At 62.3% G+C, this 18,571-nt stretch carries 18 protein-coding genes; 5 read left to right on the forward strand and 13 right to left on the reverse strand.

All coding sequences use genetic code 11. The annotated features are described in order from the left end of the window. Positions 1 to 82: 82 nt before the first annotated feature. Complete coding sequence (locus WNZ15_RS16585; protein WP_342894104.1) at positions 83 to 640, reverse strand: polysaccharide biosynthesis/export family protein; 558 nt, start codon at positions 638 to 640, stop codon at positions 83 to 85. Between the two features lie 197 nt (positions 641 to 837). On the opposite strand from WNZ15_RS16585, the gene WNZ15_RS16590 reads away from it, so the two are divergent. Then, on the forward strand, positions 838 to 3,174 hold the full coding sequence (locus WNZ15_RS16590) for a GNVR domain-containing protein (RefSeq protein ID WP_342894105.1): 2,337 nt from the start codon (positions 838 to 840) through the stop codon (positions 3,172 to 3,174). Here WNZ15_RS16590 and WNZ15_RS16595 read toward each other — a convergent pair. Continuing rightward, the gene (locus WNZ15_RS16595; protein WP_342894106.1) at positions 3,171 to 4,430 is read right to left on the reverse strand and encodes a GNAT family N-acetyltransferase; all 1,260 of its coding nucleotides are present in this window, start codon (positions 4,428 to 4,430) and stop codon (positions 3,171 to 3,173) included. The two genes, WNZ15_RS16590 and WNZ15_RS16595, sit on opposite strands and share 4 nt — an antisense overlap. A gap of 328 nt (positions 4,431 to 4,758) precedes the next feature. On the opposite strand from WNZ15_RS16595, the gene WNZ15_RS16600 reads away from it, so the two are divergent. Then, positions 4,759 to 5,757 carry a polysaccharide deacetylase family protein gene (locus WNZ15_RS16600; RefSeq protein WP_342894107.1) on the forward strand — a complete coding sequence of 333 codons (999 nt, stop codon included), beginning with the start codon at positions 4,759 to 4,761 and terminating at the stop codon, positions 5,755 to 5,757. Here the strand turns inward: WNZ15_RS16600 and WNZ15_RS16605 are convergent. Beyond that, entirely contained in the window at positions 5,717 to 5,932 is a 216-nt protein-coding gene (locus WNZ15_RS16605) for a DUF2842 domain-containing protein (RefSeq protein ID WP_342894108.1), read from the reverse strand. The genes WNZ15_RS16600 and WNZ15_RS16605 overlap by 41 nt on opposite strands. A 390-nt stretch (positions 5,933 to 6,322) precedes the next feature. Here WNZ15_RS16605 and WNZ15_RS16610 point away from each other — a divergent pair, with 390 nt between their 5' ends. Beyond that, positions 6,323 to 7,669 carry a hypothetical protein gene (locus tag WNZ15_RS16610; protein ID WP_342894109.1) on the forward strand — a complete coding sequence of 449 codons (1,347 nt, stop codon included), beginning with the start codon at positions 6,323 to 6,325 and terminating at the stop codon, positions 7,667 to 7,669. Between the two features lie 229 nt (positions 7,670 to 7,898). Then, positions 7,899 to 8,996 carry a COX15/CtaA family protein gene (locus WNZ15_RS16615; protein WP_342894110.1) on the forward strand — a complete coding sequence of 366 codons (1,098 nt, stop codon included), beginning with the start codon at positions 7,899 to 7,901 and terminating at the stop codon, positions 8,994 to 8,996. Positions 8,997 to 9,047: 51 nt separating this feature from the next. Here the strand turns inward: WNZ15_RS16615 and WNZ15_RS16620 are convergent, their stop codons facing one another. From WNZ15_RS16620 to WNZ15_RS16645, 6 genes are all read right to left on the reverse strand, one after another. Then, positions 9,048 to 10,328, reverse strand: coding sequence for an O-acetylhomoserine aminocarboxypropyltransferase (locus WNZ15_RS16620; protein ID WP_342894111.1), 1,281 nt, complete (start codon positions 10,326 to 10,328; stop codon positions 9,048 to 9,050). A gap of 92 nt (positions 10,329 to 10,420) precedes the next feature. After that, complete coding sequence (locus tag WNZ15_RS16625; RefSeq protein ID WP_342894112.1) at positions 10,421 to 10,600, reverse strand: hypothetical protein; 180 nt, start codon at positions 10,598 to 10,600, stop codon at positions 10,421 to 10,423. Positions 10,601 to 10,735: 135 nt separating this feature from the next. Continuing rightward, positions 10,736 to 10,969, reverse strand: coding sequence for a hypothetical protein (locus WNZ15_RS16630; protein ID WP_342894113.1), 234 nt, complete (start codon positions 10,967 to 10,969; stop codon positions 10,736 to 10,738). Between the two features lie 102 nt (positions 10,970 to 11,071). Next, complete coding sequence (locus WNZ15_RS16635) at positions 11,072 to 11,593, reverse strand: CoA-binding protein (RefSeq protein WP_342894114.1); 522 nt, start codon at positions 11,591 to 11,593, stop codon at positions 11,072 to 11,074. A gap of 142 nt (positions 11,594 to 11,735) precedes the next feature. Continuing rightward, entirely contained in the window at positions 11,736 to 12,179 is a 444-nt protein-coding gene (locus tag WNZ15_RS16640) for a hypothetical protein (RefSeq protein ID WP_342894115.1), read from the reverse strand. Positions 12,180 to 12,237: 58 nt separating this feature from the next. Next, a complete protein-coding gene (locus tag WNZ15_RS16645; RefSeq protein ID WP_342894116.1) occupies positions 12,238 to 13,059 on the reverse strand; it encodes an enoyl-CoA hydratase in 822 nt (273 codons plus the stop codon). Positions 13,060 to 13,217: 158 nt separating this feature from the next. Between WNZ15_RS16645 and WNZ15_RS16650 the strand changes: the two genes are divergently transcribed. Beyond that, positions 13,218 to 14,045, forward strand: a complete 828-nt coding sequence (locus WNZ15_RS16650) for a DUF1194 domain-containing protein (protein WP_342894117.1) — start codon at positions 13,218 to 13,220, stop codon at positions 14,043 to 14,045. A gap of 13 nt (positions 14,046 to 14,058) precedes the next feature. Here the strand turns inward: WNZ15_RS16650 and WNZ15_RS16655 are convergent, their stop codons facing one another. The 4 genes from WNZ15_RS16655 to WNZ15_RS16670 all read right to left on the reverse strand — a co-directional run bounded on the left by WNZ15_RS16655 (position 14,059) and on the right by WNZ15_RS16670 (position 18,477). Then, a complete protein-coding gene (locus tag WNZ15_RS16655) occupies positions 14,059 to 16,089 on the reverse strand; it encodes an ASKHA domain-containing protein (protein WP_342894118.1) in 2,031 nt (676 codons plus the stop codon). Positions 16,090 to 16,337: 248 nt separating this feature from the next. After that, positions 16,338 to 17,291 carry a methyltetrahydrofolate cobalamin methyltransferase gene (locus WNZ15_RS16660; RefSeq protein ID WP_342894119.1) on the reverse strand — a complete coding sequence of 318 codons (954 nt, stop codon included), beginning with the start codon at positions 17,289 to 17,291 and terminating at the stop codon, positions 16,338 to 16,340. Beyond that, on the reverse strand, positions 17,292 to 18,182 hold the full coding sequence (locus tag WNZ15_RS16665) for a methylenetetrahydrofolate reductase (protein WP_342894120.1): 891 nt from the start codon (positions 18,180 to 18,182) through the stop codon (positions 17,292 to 17,294). Continuing rightward, on the reverse strand, positions 18,175 to 18,477 hold the full coding sequence (locus WNZ15_RS16670; RefSeq protein WP_342894121.1) for a virulence factor: 303 nt from the start codon (positions 18,475 to 18,477) through the stop codon (positions 18,175 to 18,177). The genes WNZ15_RS16665 and WNZ15_RS16670 overlap by 8 nt, the downstream gene beginning before the upstream one ends. Between the last annotated feature and the right edge of the window lie 94 nt (positions 18,478 to 18,571).

The raw sequence follows: 18,571 nt of genomic DNA on the forward strand, positions 1-18,571 counted from the left end.
CGGGTTTCTTTTCGAACCGGTTGGGCCTTGATACTGCACCCTAGCAAAGGGAGGTGAGTCTGCGGTTAATCCGGCGCGCCTCTTAAAAATAGCGTTCGCGGACGTAAATCGTGTCTCCCGGCCGCAGAGGGTCCGAAATGGGCACACGACCGTTTAGAACTTCACCGTTGAGCTGACGCGTGATGTCGACGTCCGTCTGCTGGGCGCGAGAGCTGAATCCGCCGGCGGTGGCGATGGCATTCTGGACAGTCATGCCGGCGACGTAACTGTACTGGCCTGCATTTTGCACTTCGCCCATCACGAACACCGGACGATAGGTGTCGACCTCTACGGAGACGTCCGGATCACGGATGTAGCCTTGGCGCAGCTTGGCGCCGATTTCCCCGGCCAGACCCTGTTGGGTCTTGCCGCGCGCGGCAACGCTTCCGACCAGAGGGAAGGAAATATATCCAGCCTGATCAATCACATAAGTGTTGGACAGGTCGTCCTGGCCAAACACGATAATGCGCAGTTTGTCGCTGGAATCCAGACGGTAAGGCTGCGTCAGCGTTTCGTGAAATGCTGTCGGCGGTTGTCTGTACCCACTGCAAGCAGCAAGGCCCAGGCAAAGGCCCAGAACAGCAAGCGCTCTCGTTCGCATCAATGACTCTCCTACAATTCCCGGACAGCATCGCGCCTTATGGTTAATCGACGGTGAAGAGTGTTTTTGACCGTTCGCAGGACCTGTCAAAACTGCGCATGAGTTAATTAACAGATGCATCGGATCAATTGAATCCGGCTTAACTGATCGCTTACCATAATTGGACATAGTTTGCCGGTACCTTGGAGTTACAGACAATGAATGCTGCGCGGCAGACACATTCCGACGACGATATGGCACTGGACCTGGCGGGCCTGCTGCGGGCGATGGCCCGGGCGCTTGGCTGGCTGCTGCCCCTGACGCTGTTCGTCGCTGCCGCAGTGTTTCTGGGTCTGCAGCTGGTGGCGCCGAAGTACCAGGGCGAGTCCCGTGTCCTGATCGAGAGCACCGACAATTTCTCCGGCGCGTCCCGCGGCCAGGAAGAGGAGAGGGCGCTTCTCGACAGCGAAGGCGTGGCCAGCCAGGTTCAGTTGCTGATGTCCGCGGATCTGGCCCGGCGCGTCGCCACCAAGCTCAATCTGGCGGCGATTCCCGAATTTGACGCCAGGGGCGGCGGCAATCCGGTCTCCTGGCTGTTTTCTGCCATCGGTCTGAAGGGCGATGAGGCCGGAAACAGCGAAGAGGAACGTGTTCTCAAGCATTTCTACAAGAACCTGAAGGTCTTCCGTCTGGAAGGGTCCCGCGTGATCGCGGTGGATTACCTTTCGGAAAGCCCGGTTCTGGCCGCCAGGGTGGCCAACACGATTGTCGACGAGTATCTCGCGGTCCAGTCGAGCGCGAAACGGGAGACGACCGAACTTGCTTCCGCCGCGCTCGAGCCGCAGATCATTGAATTGCGCAAGGAAGTGCAGGCGGCCCGCAAGGCCGTGTCCGATTTCAGGGCCCGGGCGGATCTTCTGATCGGGGCGGGCAACATTCCGCTCAACCAGCAGCAACTGGCGGAAATCAGCACGGCCTATTCGGCGGCCGAGGCCGCCAAGGCCGAAGCGCAGGCCAAGGCGGACCTTATTCGGGAATTGCTCAATTCCGGCGCATCGCTCGACACCGCCAGCGACGTTCTGAGCTCAACGCTGATCCAGCGCCTCAGGGAGCGTCAGGTCGAACTCCAGTCGAACATTGCCGAACTGTCCATCACGCTGCTGCCCGGTCACCCGCAACTGAAATCCCTGCAATCGCAGCTTCGCGACTATGACAGGCAGATCCGGGCCGAGGCCCGCAAGGTGCTGCAGGGGTTGGAGAACGATGCCAAGGTCGCCGATCAGCGCGCCAGTGCAATGGGCGCGCGCTTGGAGGAACTGAAGACGGCCGCTGCCAAATCCAATGCCGACCAGGCACGACTTACCGAACTGGAACGGGAGGCGAATGCCAAGGCGGCGCAGCTCGATCAGCTTCTGTTGAGCTTCCAGGAAGCCGATTCCAGGCTGCGGGCCCAGGTGCTGCCCGCCGATGCGCGGATCATCTCGCGCGCGAGTGTCCCCGCTGAACCGGCATCTCCGAAGATCATCGCCAGCACCGTTATCGCGGCGCTGGTCACACTCATCCTGGGCTGCGCCTTCGTGCTGATGCGTGAGTTTCTCAGCGGCAATGCCCTTTATGCGATGCGCGAATCGCCGGTCGAAAGCAACCGGCCGGCCGCCGATGCGCCGCCTCGCCGTCAGGGGGCGACAACCGACGGCACGGGCGGTTGGGGGCAAGGCTATGGCCAGCCGGTGTCAAGCTACCGGATGGAACCCGGCAACTGGGCCGGCGCACCTGCCTCATACACCCGGGCCGGCGAAAACGATTCGGAGCCGAAAGACGTACCCGTTGCCCGGTCGCGGCGAGGGGCGCGGGCACAGCCGCAGTCCGGGCTCGATGCCGATGCCGGACGCACCGCGAGCAGCAAGGGAGAGGCAGCCCGCCCGGAAAACGCCGGAACGGCCGGTGTCGTGCCGCCGCGTGCAGGCGCCCGCGATGTGCCGCTGGAGCCGACCTCTGCCGACGATGTCGATGTCAGTGGCCGCGTTGTCGTATTGAGCGTGGACGACGACGGGCTGTCCCACGATCTCGCCTTCGACCTGGTGCGCAGGGAAGCCCGACGCGGCAAGTCGGCACTGATCATGGAAGTCTTTCCCGAAAAGTCCGATGCAAAAGCAGCCGAAGGGTTCTCCGACATTGTCGCCGGCAACGCTGCCTTCGCCAAGGTCGTCTACCGGGATGCCGGCTCGAAGGCGCACATTATCGAAGCAGGCCGTGTGGCCATAACGGATGCGATGGTCGATTCGGACAGGTTCAAACTGGCTCTGGAAGCGATCAGGTCGACGTATGACGTCGTCGTCGTCGACCTCGGGGCCATCGACGGCACGCTGGCGAGCGCCCGCATGCTGAGTTTCGCCGATCGTGTCCTGATTGCCGCCAGCGCGCCCGACCAGAGCCACGAACTCCAAAGCGCCGCCAACCTGCTTGCCCACAATACCGGAGCAAGGGTCGAGGTCGTCAGTTCAGCCGGCACGGGACCGGGGCCACGCCGGAATGGCGACGGGCATGCGGCCTAGGAACGCGGTTGACCCGCGGCCCCGTCGTGAGCGGCTTTCCATTTTCGGAACCGGCGCACAAGTGACCACATCAGTCTGGAGCTGCGCACCGCGGTCCTGGCTCTTGTGAGGGCCGACACCAGCTGTTCTTTCAAGGCCCCTTTCCAGGTGATTGCAAGCAGGCTGTCGGCAAGGGCGACAGGCTCAGCCCACTCCTTCTTGTAGCGTTCTTCCCCCAGACCGAGATCCAGGACCTCCAGATGCGGTGCTGAACAGGCATACCGGATGATTTCCTTGATCAGGACGATGCCGGGACTGTTCTGGAGCATGTCGTCATGGGCAATGCTGGTGCTGTAGGAATGGAGCACGCCGGCGTGTTCCACGCACAGATAGGTCGACCGGATGGCACCGCTGGCTTCCAGATACCAAAGCTCCAGCAATCGGCTGTCGGGGTGCGTTTCGCCGGCGGACAGGCCGACAAGGCGCTCGATGAAATCCCGCCCTCCGGTCCCGGAAAAGACGTTTGGTACTCCGGCGGCCACCGTCCGCCTGGAACGCTGCTCCAGAAACGCGTGAACACCACGCTCCAGCTCTTCCGGAGTTTCGGCCCTGACCACGCGGAAACCGTCGGCGGCTTCCAGGCGTCGTTGCTTGCGCAGCAGGTTCCGGCGCGAGGACTTGCTGTGGGTCTGTTCGAACAGCGTGTCGAAGTCCGGCGGCAGCGAACACGTGAACACCGGACTGGGACTGGGCAGGGCCTTTTCCAGTATCAGCGGGTGCTGCCGCCCGAGCCAGGTTTGCGGAACATTCTGCAGGGCCAGGAGATCGGCTCCGGTCTGGGTGCAGATCTCGGCGAGAATCGACCGGACCCCCTCTGGGGTGACCCGGTCGTAAAACGCGGCATCCCAGTACCCGGTGTTCTGATTGCCGTTCTGATGGCCCAGGAACGAAAGTGTTTTCACACCCGTGCGCGACACGATCCCCATCGGTAGAACGAAGACGGTCTTTTGGCCGATCCGGCCGACGGCGATGGCGGGGACAATCTCATGGTCCCTGCCGAGCGTTGCGTGCCACGCCTCGAGCCAGCGAAGGGACTGGTAGGGATTGCTGTGCCGCGTGTCCTTCAACTGCTGCCAGTCGGATCCGGCATCCTCGAAGCGATCAAACACCGTCACCTTCACGCCGGCGGCCTCCGCCGCGGCACCGTCGCATTGAGCTGTATCGAGGTCAGGTTGATTGGCTTCTTGAAAACCGGTCGAACCTTTTTGAGCTTGCATTCGAAGGCGTTCCCGCACACTGGGTATTGTCAGAACTTGTCTTGGTCGATGTAGCAGGAATTGTTAAATAAACCGTGCCTTACTGTCATTTCAACCTAGATCATCGGAGGCTCAGCCGGAAACGGATGTGCGACCGGAAGTTGATAAATCCTGGAATGATGGAGCATCTCATGTGCGGTCGCCCGAACGCACACGAAATGCTCTAGAGTGAGCGTCACAGCCTATGGGCAATCGGCAAAAAGCAATATCGAGAGCATTCGGCGTCCTGCGGAAATCGGGGCTGAGCTCGCTTCTGGCACCCGTTACACGCGGTTGCGGGGCCGTGTTCATGCTGCACAATGTCCGGCCTGCCTGTTCGGGACCCTTCCGGCCGAACTGTCATCTTGAGGTGACGCCGGAGTTCTTGCGCCAGGCGGTGGAGCGTATCCGCGCGAACGGCTACCACATCATTGCCCTCGACGAGGCGATCGATCTTCTGAAATCCGGATACGGCAAGCCCGAACGCTATGCCGTCCTGACCTTCGATGACGGATACCGGGACAATCTGGAGATTGCCTATCCGGTGCTGAAGGCCCTGTCGGCGCCATTCACGGTTTATGTCGCCAGCGGACTGGTCGACCGGACGAGTGAACTCTGGTGGCTTGCTCTGGAGCGGATCATAGCCCGGAACGACGAGGTCACCTTCCTGCAGAACGGCACGGCGAGCGGCGTTCCCTGCCGGAGCGTCGATGAGAAAAACGCGTGTTTTGACCACCTGGCACATTATTTGATGCATGACGTCAGCGAACAGGACCAGCGAGCCATCATCCGGTCGCTGGCAGAACAATACGGTCTGGACCTCAAGAAGCTGGCCGATGAACAGATGATGAGCTGGGCCGAGGTCAGGCAACTGGCCTCGGATCCGCTTGTGACCATCGGTGCCCACACTCACAATCACATGGCCCTGGCGCGCCTGCGGGCCGATGCGGCCCGGGCCGATGTCTTGAAGGGCATGGAACGCCTGGAAACGGAACTCGGCCGGCGGCCGAAGCACTTTGCCTATCCTTATGGCAAATCCAACGCGGCCGGCCCCCGTGATGCGGCCATTCTGCGTGAAATCGGATTTGCCTCGTCCGTCACGACCCAGCCGGGCGTGCTGCATTCGTCGAACGCGCGCGATACCATGATGCTGCCGCGCGTCTCCCTGAACGGCTGTTTTCAGGACCCGTCGGTGGTTGATCAGTATCTCACCGGCGCGCCTTTCGCCCTCTACGGCATTGCTCGCTGGGCTGCGATGCGCTTTGGCGTCAGGACCGGCGTTTCCCGCTTTTCTCCATCCACCAGATGATAGCGCCGGCCGGAATGACCCACAGCAGTCCGGCGATCGCGAAGTAGGTGAAGCGCACCAGGGTGGAAGACTGCTGAAGGGTCAGGTCGCCGATCACCATGGCGGTGAGCGCATAGACGACCACAAAAACGACCAGCAGCACCATGCCGATGAATTTTCTGAAGGAAGGGACCATTGCAAGGGGGTTCCGTTGATCTCGTCGTGATGGCCGTGTCCTTGTGATCGCTATCACAGACAGTGCGCGGTGTTGCCTTTTATATGGCTCTCACGGTGCTGGCCATGCCCGGTGGCGGTTATAACCTGGTTCCTTTTCTCGCGGCAACCGAACAGACCCGCTGGTCTGCCGCAAGTAATGATTGATCGCACGCGACAGCTTTTTGATTTCGCAAGGCCGGCACGCCGGTCCGTCCTGCACCGCAGGCCAGGCAAATACGGGTCGCGCAGATACCGGGTCACCGTGAAAACAGTCAGGCTGCGCCCGCTGGCGAACAAACCACCGGTACCAAGCACCCGTTTCATTGATTGAACGGGACCAACCGCGCTCATCGATATGCAAGGTGTCAAAATGATCAATTCTTCAATCGGAATAGTGGGATCCGTGGGCCGATGGGGCAAGAACGGCAAGCCCGATGTGGTCGCGATACAGACACGGCTCAACGAATTGATGGGGGCCTCGCGGCCGAACCTCGTGCCGGATGGAATCAGCGGTCGCAAGACCCGCGGAATGATCGCGGATTTCCAGGTCAGCGTCGTCGGCTTTCGTTCGCCCGATTCACGGGTTGACCCGGTCGGGCGCACCATCATTGCCCTGAACGATCCGGCTTCCGCGTCCGTCTGGCAGCGGATGAGCATCCCGGATGTCCCGAATGAGGATGACCCTCATGACAAACCGTCCGGCAAACCGGAGGACGATCCGAAACCGGCGAGACGCCCGACGATGGTTCCGCGCGCTCTGACCGACAAGGAAATCGCAGCGACCAGACCGGGCGGTTTCCTGCGATGGATCGATCCGCCTTCGCCGGGCGGGGTCGCCGTCGCCAAGGCCGGAGATGTCTGGCTGGCACCGGAAGGCAAGCGTCAGATCATCCATGCGCTGGAATATGAAACCCTGCAGGATGGCAAGTTGAAGCCCAGCGGGATCATCACCTACCAGCAGCTTACTTCGGACACCGCCACCGCGAAGGAAGGCGTGATCTACCGGCAAAACCGGGAGGGTTTCGTCACCGACATTCTCTATGCGGGCGTTGCACATGCGGGCAAGAACCTGCAGTCCACCAAGGTGCTGATCGAGGCGGAGATGGAGTTTCTCCTTGCCATCGCCTCCGCCAATCCCGTGGTCTTCGCGGCCGATGCCGGTTTGAAGGTGGCGGAGTGGACGGCGAAGAACAAGGACAGCTTTCCGAAGTGGGCCAACGCGATCAAACTTGTGCTGGCGGCACGGACGATTTTGAAAACCTACACGCCAACCTTGTGGGACAAGATTGTCGATGCGGCGCTTTTTGCCGCCTGGAAGGGGTCGAAGGCGGCAGTGGCCATGTTCGGTGCCGATGTTGCCCGCAACATTCCCGAAGGCATGGTCAGCGATCCCAAGAAAATCATCAAACTCGCCGGCTCGCTGCTGGGGGCTATCGGGAAATCAGGGTTCAATGCCCGGATGACGGCGCTGAGAATGGTCTGGGCGATTTTGTCGACAGTCGCGGTCAAGGCGCTGACCGCAGTGCCGGCGGCGATCAAGATCACTGCCGTGGAAAAGAAGAAGGCTGCACTCGATCTGGTGGCATCCCTCAAGGCTGCAGGTGTGGCACTGTCTGAAAAAGATGCCGAAACCATCGTGGAAGAAGTCGCCAGGAACGCGGACAAGGTCGAAGAGGCGCTGAAAAAACTCAAGGCGGGATATGAGGCGATCCGTTGAATTGAGTATGGGTGTCATCGCCGGGTGAGCGACCCCGGCTGGTGCCCAAATGGTGACAGGCGCGTTTTGCGATCGTCTTTGCATTCCATGGCTCTGCCGGTGGCGACCGCCGGATGATGAGCGGATTGTCGCAAATGCGAAGCCTGCCCTTGCCGTTTGGCATTTGTCTCTATATCTCCGCTTTCCGAACCTTGAAACAAGATGCGGGCAGTGCGGCCAGAGAGGGACGATGACGGCAGGGACAAGCGGACACGGCGGAGACACCCATGTGTCGCCCGTCAGGCTGGCACGCATCAGGCAAAGCCGGGCATGGATCCGCTGGTGGCTCTACGCTGTCTGCCTGCTGATCCTGGCGATGGTCGTGGTCGGCGGCGCGACGCGGCTGACCGAATCCGGTCTGTCGATCACGGAGTGGAAGCCGATCCATGGTGCCATTCCGCCGCTCAGCGAGGCGGAGTGGGAAGAAGAGCTCGAGAAATACCGCCAAATCCCGGAATACCAGCTCCTCAACAAGGGCATGAGCCTTGAGGAATTCAAGTTCATCTTCTGGTGGGAATGGGGACATCGTCTTCTTGGCCGCTTCATCGGACTGGCCTTCTTCGTGCCGATGGTCGCTTTCTGGGCTGCCGGACGTATCGAACCCTGGCTGAAGCCGCGTCTTCTGGTTGCGCTGGCGCTTGGCGGGCTGCAGGGCTTCGTCGGCTGGTGGATGGTGGCGTCCGGCCTGGTCGACAGGGTCGACGTCAGCCAGTACCGGCTCGCCGTCCATCTGACGCTCGCGTTGATCATCTTCGCCTACCTGTTCCGCATCGCCCGAAGGCTGGCGCCGTTGCCGGAGACCGATCCGTTCGAGCAGGACCGCCTGGAGGGGATCGGCAAGCTGGTCCTGGGGCTGGTGTTCGTGCAGATTTTCCTGGGCGGTCTGGTCGCCGGTCTCAATGCCGGACTGACCTTCAACACCTGGCCGCTCATGGACGGTCAGTTCGTCCCCAAGGGACTTCTGGTCATGGAGCCTGTCTGGGCCAACTTTTTCGAAAACGTGATGACGGTGCAGTTCCAGCACCGCGTGACAGCGTACGGACTGATGATCGCCGGCTTTGTCCTGGCCTTCGGCACCTTCCGGGTCAGCCAGCGCAAGGAGTTGCGGCGCGCAGGGGGCCATATCGCCGGCTTCATCCTGCTGCAGGCCGTCCTCGGCATCCTGACGCTGATCTGGCAGGTGCCGCTGTCGGTCGCATTGCTTCATCAGGGCTTCGCGGTGATCGTGCTGGCCGCCGCGGTGGACTATCAGGCGGTATTGAAAGGCGCATACCCGATCCGGGCCTGACATTCGAAAACCCGCCTTCGGGCGGGCTTTCGACACTCATTTTACGGGATGTCAGCCGGACAAGGCCTGATCCAGATCGGCGATGATGTCGTCGACATCCTCCAGACCGACCGAGACACGGACCACTTCGGGACCGGCTCCGGCGGCTGTTTTCTGCTCGTCCGTCAACTGTCGGTGGGTGGTGGAAGCCGGGTGGATGATCAGGCTGCGCGTGTCGCCGATATTGGCCAGATGCGAGAACAGGTCCACCTTGCTGACCAGCGAGACGCCGGCCTCATAACCGCCTTCGAGGCCGAAGGTGAAGACACAGCCGGCTCCCTTCGGCATGTATTTCTGCTGAAGGGAATGGTGTTTGTCCTCTGGCAGCGCCGCATAGGACACCCAGCTGACCTTGTCATGGCCGGACAGATGCAGGGCGACCTTCTTGGCGTTGTCGGAATGCCGTTGCATGCGCAGCGGCAGGGTCTCGATGCCTGTCAGGATCATGAAGGAGTTGAAGGGGGAAATCGCGGGACCGAGATCGCGCAGGCCGAGCACCCGGCAGGCGATGGCGAAGGCGAAGTTGCCGAAGGTCTCGTGCAGCACGACGCCCTGGTATTCCGGGCGCGGCTCTGACAACAGCGGATAATTGCCGCTTGCGGACCAGTCGAAGCTGCCGCCGTCGACAATGATGCCCCCCATGGAGTTGCCGTGGCCGCCCATGAATTTGGTCAGCGAGTGCAGGACGATATCGGCGCCGTGTTCGAACGGCCGGCACAGGTAAGGCGTCGCCATGGTGTTGTCGACGACAAGCGGAATGCCCCTGGCCTTGGCGACGGCGGCAATGGCCTCGATGTCGACGACGATGCCGCCCGGGTTGGCAAGGCTCTCGATGAAGATTGCGCGGGTGTTGTCGTCGATCGCGGCTTCAAAACTGGAAATATCTGCAGGATCGGCCCATTTGACGCCCCAGCCGAAGCTCTTGAAGGAATGATTGAGCTGGTTGATCGAACCGCCGTAGAGCTTGTTCGCGGCGACGATATTGTCGCCAGGCTGCATCATGGAATGGAAGCACAACAGCTGCGCGGAATGCCCGGACGCCGTAGCCAGCGCGGCCGTGCCGCCTTCAAGCGCCGCGACACGCTCTTCCAGAACGGCTGTGGTCGGGTTGGTGATACGGGTATAGATGTTGCCGAACGCCTGCAGGCCGAACAGGGAGGCGGCGTGGTCGACGTCGTCGAAAACGAAGGACGTTGTCTGATAGATCGGCGTTGCGCGGGCACCGGTCGACGGATCGGGCGCTGCACCGGCATGAATGGCAAGAGTTGAAAAACCCGGAATGTTTTCGCTCATTTATGAGCCTCCCTGTTGAATTGGCGGCCAGTTTGACCGATGGGGCAGGGCAGGTCAAAGAACGATTTTTCATATTCGGGCGGCTGGAGGGATTATGTCTTTTCCCGTGTCGGGACGGCATTCGCGCGGCCTGCGCGCCGGGTCTCGCAAGACACGCTGTGCTGTGCGGGCAAGCCGCTTCTGGCCCGCAAGTAGACGCCGAACAGAAGAGCTGTTGCCAGGAACAGGGGACTCCAGGCGAGAAAGGCGGTGTCGCCAAGTGCTGTCAGCATGGGGTCTCCAACCGTGTCTTCAACGAATTCACGGGTCAAAGGTTAACGGCAGGCGATGGAGAAAATTCAAACAGGATCGATCGCATTCGGGACGAATTGGAAACAAAATCTCGTAAATTGAATTTAAAATTTTCATCAATCCGCCATGTCCTCCGCATTTGCGGGGCGGCAGCGGGAATCAGCGCCGTTCGGGGGACCGGCCGGGCAGGTTCCGTTGGTCGCCTGTCCTGTCCAGCGCTCGTCGCGCTCTGAAAAGGGCGAGCCGGGCCCGGTGCGGTGAAAGAAGGCAAGCAGCATCAGGGAGACAAGACCGGCCATTGCCAGCAACACCCATTCGATGGCGGTAAACAGTGTCGGGTCCTGGGTCATTTCATCCACTTCGCACAGACAGTTTGGCTCGGCGTACCGGTCAGGAAAACGCGAAAGCCAATCTGCTGCGAGAGCATTGCGCGAAGCTGGTGCGGGGCCGGATCAGCTCTCCGACAGGCCGCGGCGCTGGAACCCTGTCTTCAGCTTGGGCCGCTTGGAGGAAAGCGTTCTGGAATTGACGCCCGCCCAGCCGATTTCACCGGACAGCCGCCCGTATTCGATCTTCGGACACCGGTCCATCACCACCTTGATGCCGGCGGCCTCCGCCCGTGCGGCCGCGGCGTCGTGGCGCACGGTCAGCTGCATCCAGATCACCCTGGGCAACTGGCCGCTCGCGATCACCTGATCGACAACCTGGCCGGCGGCCTCGGAATTGCGGAAGATGTCGATCATGTCCGGTGTGCCGGGAAGGTCCCCGAGCGACGGGTAGGCCGTTTGCCCGAGGATCTCCTTGCCCGCCTGGCCCGGATTGACCGGCCAGACGTCGTAGCCCTTGGCCAGAAGGTACTTCAGCACGAAATAGGACGGCCGCACGGCATTGGCGCTGGCGCCCACCATCGCGACGGTTTTGACCTCGTCCAGAATGCCCTTGATATAGGCGTCGGAATAGCTGTCGTGGTTCATGTGCAGGAGATCCTTCGATAAGCCGCGCTATCCAATGCGAATTCCCGCTGGTCCGCAAGGGGGGGCGAGGCAATAACGGGTCGTCCAAACGAGACGGCACGTCCGGGTGGTCTGCCGGTTCGGCCGGTTCGCTTGGTCCGTCCTATCTGTCGGGCCCGAACCGGCTTGCCTGCGCCTCCCGCAGCTCCTTGCGGATCACCAGTTTCAGTCCCGACCACACGGCATCGACGGCGCAGACCTTGACGTCCACCAGTCCCATCGGCAGGCAGATGTCCCTGACGACGTCTTCGGTGACAGTCGTCGGAACCTTGCTGGATTTTTTCGGCCAGGACACCCAGATCATGCCATCGGGTGCCAGCAGCTCCCGCAAGGTGGCAAGCAGGCTGGCAAGTTCCGGCCGGTCCGACACGAAGACATGGGCGCAGGTCAGGCCGGGCGATGGTGTGGCGACGAGCCGGAGACCGGGTTGCTGCGCGTCCAGAAGACCCGCGATATCGTCCGGCATCGCGTGCCGCCAGCAGTCCATGCCGGGTTTCAGGCCGATCTTGGCCGCCAACGGACGTCCGGAATAGCCTGCCTGTGTCATCCGGCTGGTCCCGGTAACAACCACCGGGAAACGGGAGACACCCCATTCCCGAAGAGTCTCAACTGTCCGTCCACTCCGGCTTGCGTTTCTGCAGGAACGCCGAAATACCTTCCTCCGCGTCCCGCGCCATCATGTTGTCGACCATGGTCTGGGCCGCGAAGTCATAGGCGTCCGACAGCGGCATTTCCAGTTGGCGGTAGAAGGCTTCCTTGCCGGTCTTCAGGGTCATGGCGGATTTCGAGGCGATGGCCTCGGCATATTTCTGGACAACCTGCTCCAGGTAGTCCCGCGGCACGATCCGGTTGATCAGGCCGAAGTCCTTGGCCGTCGAGGCGTCGATGCTTTCGCCGGTCAGCAGCATTTCCATCGCCTGCTTCGGCGCGACATTTCGCGACAGCGCAACCATTGGCGTGGAACAGAACAGGCCAATATTGACCCCCGGCGTGCAGAAGGTCGCCGTGTCCGTGGCAATGGCAAGGTCGCACGAGGCGACAAGCTGGCAACCGGCGGCCGTTGCCACGCCGGTGACCACGGCGATCACCGGCTTGTGCAGGCGCACGATCTGCTGCATCAGGTCCGAGCACTGCCGCATGATACGCTCATAGGTCGCGCGCCCGCCATCGGCCTCGGCCCGCGCCGCGGTCAGTTCCTTGAGGTCATGGCCCGCGCAGAACACCTTGCCTTCCGCCCCGATCAGAACGACGCGCACGTCCGGGTTTGCGGCTGCCTCTTCCAGTTCCCCGGAAAGTGCCGCCATCATCTGCGTGGACAGCGCATTCATCCGGTCCGGACGCTGCATCACAATCCGGTAGACCCCCTCGTGAAGAAGGGTGGCCAGCATCGGTTTCTGGATCTCGTCATTGGCGGCGGTGTCGGACATGGAGCACTCCCTGAACTGTCTGCTTTTGCGTCTTTATAGCGGATGGGCAAGCACCCGCGATAGGGAAAGCGGACACTGCGGCAACCGATCACAGATGGTTTACCGGGTGCTGCAAACAGGCCGATGGCAGTCCGGGAGGATTGGGTTATCCTCGCCTCATGTGGAGACACTCCTGGTTCCGGACCCTTATCGGCGCGGTTTCGTTGCTCCTGGCGCCCGTTCCGCCCGCCGTCGCGCAGGAGCAGGTGGATGTTGCCCTTGTGCTCGCAGTCGACGTCTCCCGGTCGATGTCGACGGAAGAATTGCAGATCCAGCGCCGTGGCTATGCGGCGGCGATTTCCAGTCCCGAGGTGATCCGCGCCATCGGAATGGGGGTCAACGGCCGTATCGCGCTGATGATGTTCGAATGGGCCAATGAAAACCACGCGCGGGAAATCGTGCCCTGGTCGATCATCGAGACGCAGCCCGATGCGCGCGCCTTTGCCGACAGGATTCTGGCGGACACGACCTTCGGCCAGCGCCGCACGTCCATTTCCGGGGCCATCCGGCATGCCTCCGCGTTGCTGGCGGATGTGCCCTACAAGGCGTCCCGCCTTGTCATCGATATCTCGGGGGACGGTCCCAACAACCAGGGAACGCCGGTCACGCTGGAGCGTGACGCGGCGCTCGCGCGCGGTCATGTCATCAACGGCCTGCCGCTCATGACCAGGGGCGGCGTCGGTTTCCAGTTCAACATTCCCGATCTTGACGACTACTACCGCCACTGCGTCACCGGCGGGCCAGCCAGCTTTGTCCTGCCGGTGGTCGAGTGGGCGCAGTTTCCCGACGCGGTGCGACGCAAGTTGATCCTGGAAATCGGCGGGTGGATACCGGTCGGACCGGCCCCGGTCATTCCGGCCCAGATCACTTTCGGGCCGCCTTACGACTGTATGGTCGGAGAAAAGATCTGGCAGCGCCTGCGCCGGCAGTATTTCTGGGATCCCTGACGGCCCCGAATGCCTATCCGCGCCTGCGGCGTCTCCGTCCGCCGCCGCCGGCATCGGCCGCCTCAACGGCCTTGCGCTCCGGCAGCGCGACCGCGGCCCGGAGACTGGGGAACGGGTCGACCTTGTTGGGCAGGGCCATGGCGTTGACGAAATGTTCCTGGAACTTCGGCTCCAGCGCGGTCTCGATTTTCTCGATGTCCCGCACGGTCTGCTCGATCTCCCGCCGGAAACCCCGGTTGAGAAGCGCCATGCGGGCCCCGGTCCCGGCGGCATTGCCGACACCCGAGACGCCATCGAGCGGACAGTCGGGAATGAGGCCCAGGACCATCGCGTATTTCGGATCGATATAGCTTCCGAAAGCGCCTGCAAGGCGGATCCTGTCAAGCTTGTCGGTGCCGAGCTTGTCCTGCAGCAGCCTGATGCCGGCATAAAGCGCGCCCTTGGCGAGCTGGATTGCCCGGATGTCCGTCTGCAGGATGGAGATTTCGACGGGATCGCTTGCGATCAGATAGGAAAACGTCCGGCCACTGGGCTGGACCCGAGCGGTTCTCGCGGCCATCGCACCGGCGATGACACCGTCCTCGGTGATCAGGCCGGCAAGAAACATCTCTGCCACGGCCTCGATGATGCCGGACCCGCAGATGCCGGTGACGCCGACGCTGTCGATCTTCTCCGCGAAGCCGTCCTCGTGCGACCATTCGTCGACACCGATCACCTTGAAGCGCGGCTCGAGCGTGTCCTTGTCGATGCGAAGGCGCTCGATGGCGCCCGGTGCAGCGCGCTGGCCGGATGAGATCTCCGCGCCCTCGAAGGCAGGGCCGGTCGGCGAGGAGGCCGCCAGTAGCCGCTCCGAGCTGCCGAGCACGATTTCCGCGTTGGTGCCGACATCCACAAGCAAGGTGATCTCGTCCAGCTTGTAGGGGCTTTCGGCAAGGGTGGCGGCCGCCGCATCGGCGCCGACATGGCCGGCGATGCAGGGCAGCATGTAGACCCGGGCACCGGGATTGAGCTCAAGCTCGAGATCGCGCGCGTTGAGCACCATGGCATCGGACGCGGCCAGCGCGAACGGCGCCCCGCCCAGTTCCACCGGGTCGATGCCCAGGAACAGGTGATGCATCACCGGATTGCCGACAAATGTCGCGTCGAGCACGTCGGCGCGTTCGGCACCGACATCGCTGACCAGCTTGCCGATCAGGGAATTGACGGCCTCGCGCACCGCTCTGGTGAGATCCGGCAATCTGGACGGGTTCATCTGTACGTAGGACACCCGCGACATCAGGTCCTCGCCGAAACGGATCTGCGGGTTGGACGTGCCGGCGGAAGACACGGTGCGGCCGTTTTCAAGGTCGCACAGATGGGCGGCAATGGTGGTGGATCCGATATCGACGGCAATGCCGTATACGGTTTCCTTCCTGCCGGGCCACAGCGCGACAAGGGTCGGTGGCGCCCCTTCATCCTGATGGAGGGCTGCGGTGACCGTCCAGTTTCCCTCACGAAGCAGCGCCTGAACGCGCGGCAGCAGCACCGGATCGACATTCAGGCCGGCGTGGCCGGTCTTGTCGGCCAGGGCTTCACGCAGGCGGTCGATGTCGCCGCGCGGCGTTTCCATGTCCGGCTCGGCGATGGTGATGCTCACAAGCGAAACGGCACTGTCGGGCTCGATATGTCTGGCCTCGGCGCGCTTGCGCACCACCTGCCGGTTGGTCTGGGCGTCCGTCGGGACATCGACCACCAGGTCGCCCAGGATCTTCGCCTGGCAGGACAGCCTTCGTCCGGCGGCAAGACTGCGCAAGGTGGCATAGCGGGTTTCCGCCTCGGTTGCCGCCTCCAGATGATCCGCCGAGCTGGTCAGGTTCTCCTTGGCGAAGCTGCCCTCGGAGACCGAAATCTGGCAGCGTCCGCAAATACCCCGCCCGCCGCACACCGATTCCACGTAGACACCGAGAGACCGCGCCGCGTCGAGCAGGGGCATCCCCACCGGAAAAGTTCCACGGCGGCCGCTGGGTTGAAAGACGACTTTGGCGAGTTTGGCGGTTTCTGTCATGTCTGCGTAGGTTCTGCTGGTTCAGAGTTGTGCTGTTTGTCTTCTCAGGGGTTACCCCCACCCCTAACCCCTCCCCACAAGGGGGAGGGGGATGCGGCCAATGTTTATTTCAACCTCAACAGTCTTTCCGCGTATTCGGAATACAATGGAAGCACTGCCTCTCAACGCGCAAAACCCCTGCCTCCTGTGGGGAAGGGGATTGGGGTGGGGGCACTTCTTCCACTGCGACAGCTCATCGAGCAGGCGGCCTATCCCGCAGCGCGCCTTGCCGCCCGTCCGCCCCGGCGGCGGCCGCCGGACGAGGCACCGCCATCGGCGGGCGCGGCGGACGCTGGCGCGGAAGGCTGGTGATCCCGGTAGGTCATGATCCAGTTCGCGCAGTTCGGATCCGTGCCGTTGAGCACATTGGCGGCGCGCACGGCTTCCATTTCCTGCGGACGGCACGGGTTCATGATCGCAGAGGTCATGCCGGCACCGATCACCATCGGGATGAAGCCGGCATTGATGCCGTGGCGGTGCGGCAGGCCGAAGGAGACGTTCGACAGGCCGCAGGTGGTGTTGACCTTGAGTTCCTCGCGCAGGCGCCGGAGCAGCCGGAACACCTGCTGACCGGCCGTGCCCATGGCACCGATCGGCATGACGAGAGGATCCACGACGATGTCATGGGCGGGAATGCCGTAGTCGGCGGCATGCCGGACGATCTTCCTGGCGACCTCGAAACGGACATCCGGGTCCTCGGATATGCCGGACTCGTCATTGGAAATGGCAACCACGGGCACATTGTATTTCTTGATGAGGGGCAGGATGGCTTCCAGCTTCTCCTCTTCACCGGTCACCGAATTGACCAGCGGGCGTCCCTTGGCGACCTCCAGACCGGCCTGGATGGCAGCGGTAACGGATGAATCGATGGACAAGGGAACGTCGACAAGCTCTTGAACCATCTCAAGAGTTTTCACCAGCAGCGGCGGTTCCGTCTCGTTCGGATTGACCGCGGTCACCCCCGCATTGACATCCAGCATGGTGGCGCCGGCCGCGACCTGGGCGAGAGCGTCGGCCTTGACCGTCTCGAAATTGCCCGCTGCCATTTCCGCGGCGAGCTTCTTGCGTCCGGTCGGGTTGATCCGCTCGCCAATGACGCAGAACGGCTGATCGAAACCGATAACGATTTCCCGGGTGGCGGAAGCGACAATTGTGCGGGTCATTCAGGCGCTCTCATTGGCGGTCAGGGTGGACGGGGATTGAAAGGACCAGCTGCCGCGGCCGTGCAGCCAGGTTGCGGTCTTTTCGATCCCGCCGAACGGGTAGACGTGGATCTGGGCGAGCTGGCTGGCCGGCTGGCTGACGACACGGGTCTCCAGCGGATCGACCATCGTGTCCGGGTCGTAGCCCGCCAGCATCGAAACCACGGCGCCGCCGCGTTTCTTCAGGAAGTTCAGTGAGTTCTCGACGCCGGCGAAGGCTGCGTATTTCAACAGGGTCGTCATCTTGGCCGGGCCGGCGACGCCGACATGGACCGGGAACAGGTTGCCCCAGTCGCGTAATTCGTCCAGCCACAGGCTGACCCGGTGCGGATCGAAGCCGAATTGTGTCACGATCCTGAACTCGGCGTCGCTCGCCGCCGCCAGCTCGTGCTTGCGCGACAGAAACGAACGGATCACGTCGGGTCTGATGTCGGGAGCCCCTTCCGGGTGCCCGGCCACGGCGATCCTGGCGATGCCGAGCCTGTCGAACAATCCGGTTTCCAGGAGGGCGACCGACGAGGTGAGGGGGCCGGATTTTTCCGCTTCCCCGGCGATGGCCAGAACCTCGCTGACGCCGGCTTCCCCGGTCAGGCGCTTGATGCGGCGCTCGAATGCCTGGAGGGACGGATAGCGGCGGGCGGCCATGTGCGGCACGGCGATGAGCTTGTTGTCCTGCAGGATGCGGGCGGCGTCGACGATCATGTCTTCCGGCGCGTTGCCGAGATCGGTGACATAGACCTGGGTTCCCGCCGGAATATGGGCGAGCAGCGCGGTCTTCTCGATGACCTGTTTCGGCGACATTTCTGTGGAGGCGGGGAGCCGTCCGGTATCCAGCAGGCGCTGTTCAGTCATGCTCCGTACCTCCACTGTCCAAAAGCAATTTCAGCCGGTCCTTCGGATAGGCGGAAACCAGATCGTCCAGACCCATGTCCGCCTCCATTTCCAGATCGTCGGAAACCTCGACCGGGTCGGTGCGGCGCCACTCGGCCATATAGGCGTCGCTGTCCCTGGCGCCGATGCGCATGGCGCAGGCGTCAATCGCTTCCATGAACATGGCGGGCAGTTCCCGGCGGGCGGACTTGCGTCCCTTCTTCACCAGCACCTGCGCCGGGATGTCTCGCCAGTAAACGAAGATTTTCTGAGCCATTTCATTCCCGATGATGAAGCCGTGACCGTTCATCCATCATTGCCGGAAGCCGGCCTTTTGCTTTCGCCTGATAGCGGCATCCCGACGTGAAAAA

This window comes from Roseibium sp. AS2, assembly GCF_038900065.1.
GTDB lineage: Bacteria > Pseudomonadota > Alphaproteobacteria > Rhizobiales > Stappiaceae > Roseibium.

Coding starts and splice junctions, on each gene's coding strand:
- WNZ15_RS16585 (WP_342894104.1), bottom strand. CDS start 640: ATGCGAACGAGAGCGCTTGCTGTTCTGGGCCTTTGCCTGGGCCTTGCT.
- WNZ15_RS16590 (WP_342894105.1), top strand. CDS start 838: ATGAATGCTGCGCGGCAGACACATTCCGACGACGATATGGCACTGGAC.
- WNZ15_RS16595 (WP_342894106.1), bottom strand. CDS start 4,430: ATGCAAGCTCAAAAAGGTTCGACCGGTTTTCAAGAAGCCAATCAACCT.
- WNZ15_RS16600 (WP_342894107.1), top strand. CDS start 4,759: ATGCTGCACAATGTCCGGCCTGCCTGTTCGGGACCCTTCCGGCCGAAC.
- WNZ15_RS16605 (WP_342894108.1), bottom strand. CDS start 5,932: ATGGTCCCTTCCTTCAGAAAATTCATCGGCATGGTGCTGCTGGTCGTT.
- WNZ15_RS16610 (WP_342894109.1), top strand. CDS start 6,323: ATGATCAATTCTTCAATCGGAATAGTGGGATCCGTGGGCCGATGGGGC.
- WNZ15_RS16615 (WP_342894110.1), top strand. CDS start 7,899: ATGACGGCAGGGACAAGCGGACACGGCGGAGACACCCATGTGTCGCCC.
- WNZ15_RS16620 (WP_342894111.1), bottom strand. CDS start 10,328: ATGAGCGAAAACATTCCGGGTTTTTCAACTCTTGCCATTCATGCCGGT.
- WNZ15_RS16625 (WP_342894112.1), bottom strand. CDS start 10,600: ATGCTGACAGCACTTGGCGACACCGCCTTTCTCGCCTGGAGTCCCCTG.
- WNZ15_RS16630 (WP_342894113.1), bottom strand. CDS start 10,969: ATGACCCAGGACCCGACACTGTTTACCGCCATCGAATGGGTGTTGCTG.
- WNZ15_RS16635 (WP_342894114.1), bottom strand. CDS start 11,593: ATGAACCACGACAGCTATTCCGACGCCTATATCAAGGGCATTCTGGAC.
- WNZ15_RS16640 (WP_342894115.1), bottom strand. CDS start 12,179: ATGACACAGGCAGGCTATTCCGGACGTCCGTTGGCGGCCAAGATCGGC.
- WNZ15_RS16645 (WP_342894116.1), bottom strand. CDS start 13,059: ATGTCCGACACCGCCGCCAATGACGAGATCCAGAAACCGATGCTGGCC.
- WNZ15_RS16650 (WP_342894117.1), top strand. CDS start 13,218: ATGTGGAGACACTCCTGGTTCCGGACCCTTATCGGCGCGGTTTCGTTG.
- WNZ15_RS16655 (WP_342894118.1), bottom strand. CDS start 16,089: ATGACAGAAACCGCCAAACTCGCCAAAGTCGTCTTTCAACCCAGCGGC.
- WNZ15_RS16660 (WP_342894119.1), bottom strand. CDS start 17,291: ATGACCCGCACAATTGTCGCTTCCGCCACCCGGGAAATCGTTATCGGT.
- WNZ15_RS16665 (WP_342894120.1), bottom strand. CDS start 18,182: ATGACTGAACAGCGCCTGCTGGATACCGGACGGCTCCCCGCCTCCACA.
- WNZ15_RS16670 (WP_342894121.1), bottom strand. CDS start 18,477: ATGGCTCAGAAAATCTTCGTTTACTGGCGAGACATCCCGGCGCAGGTG.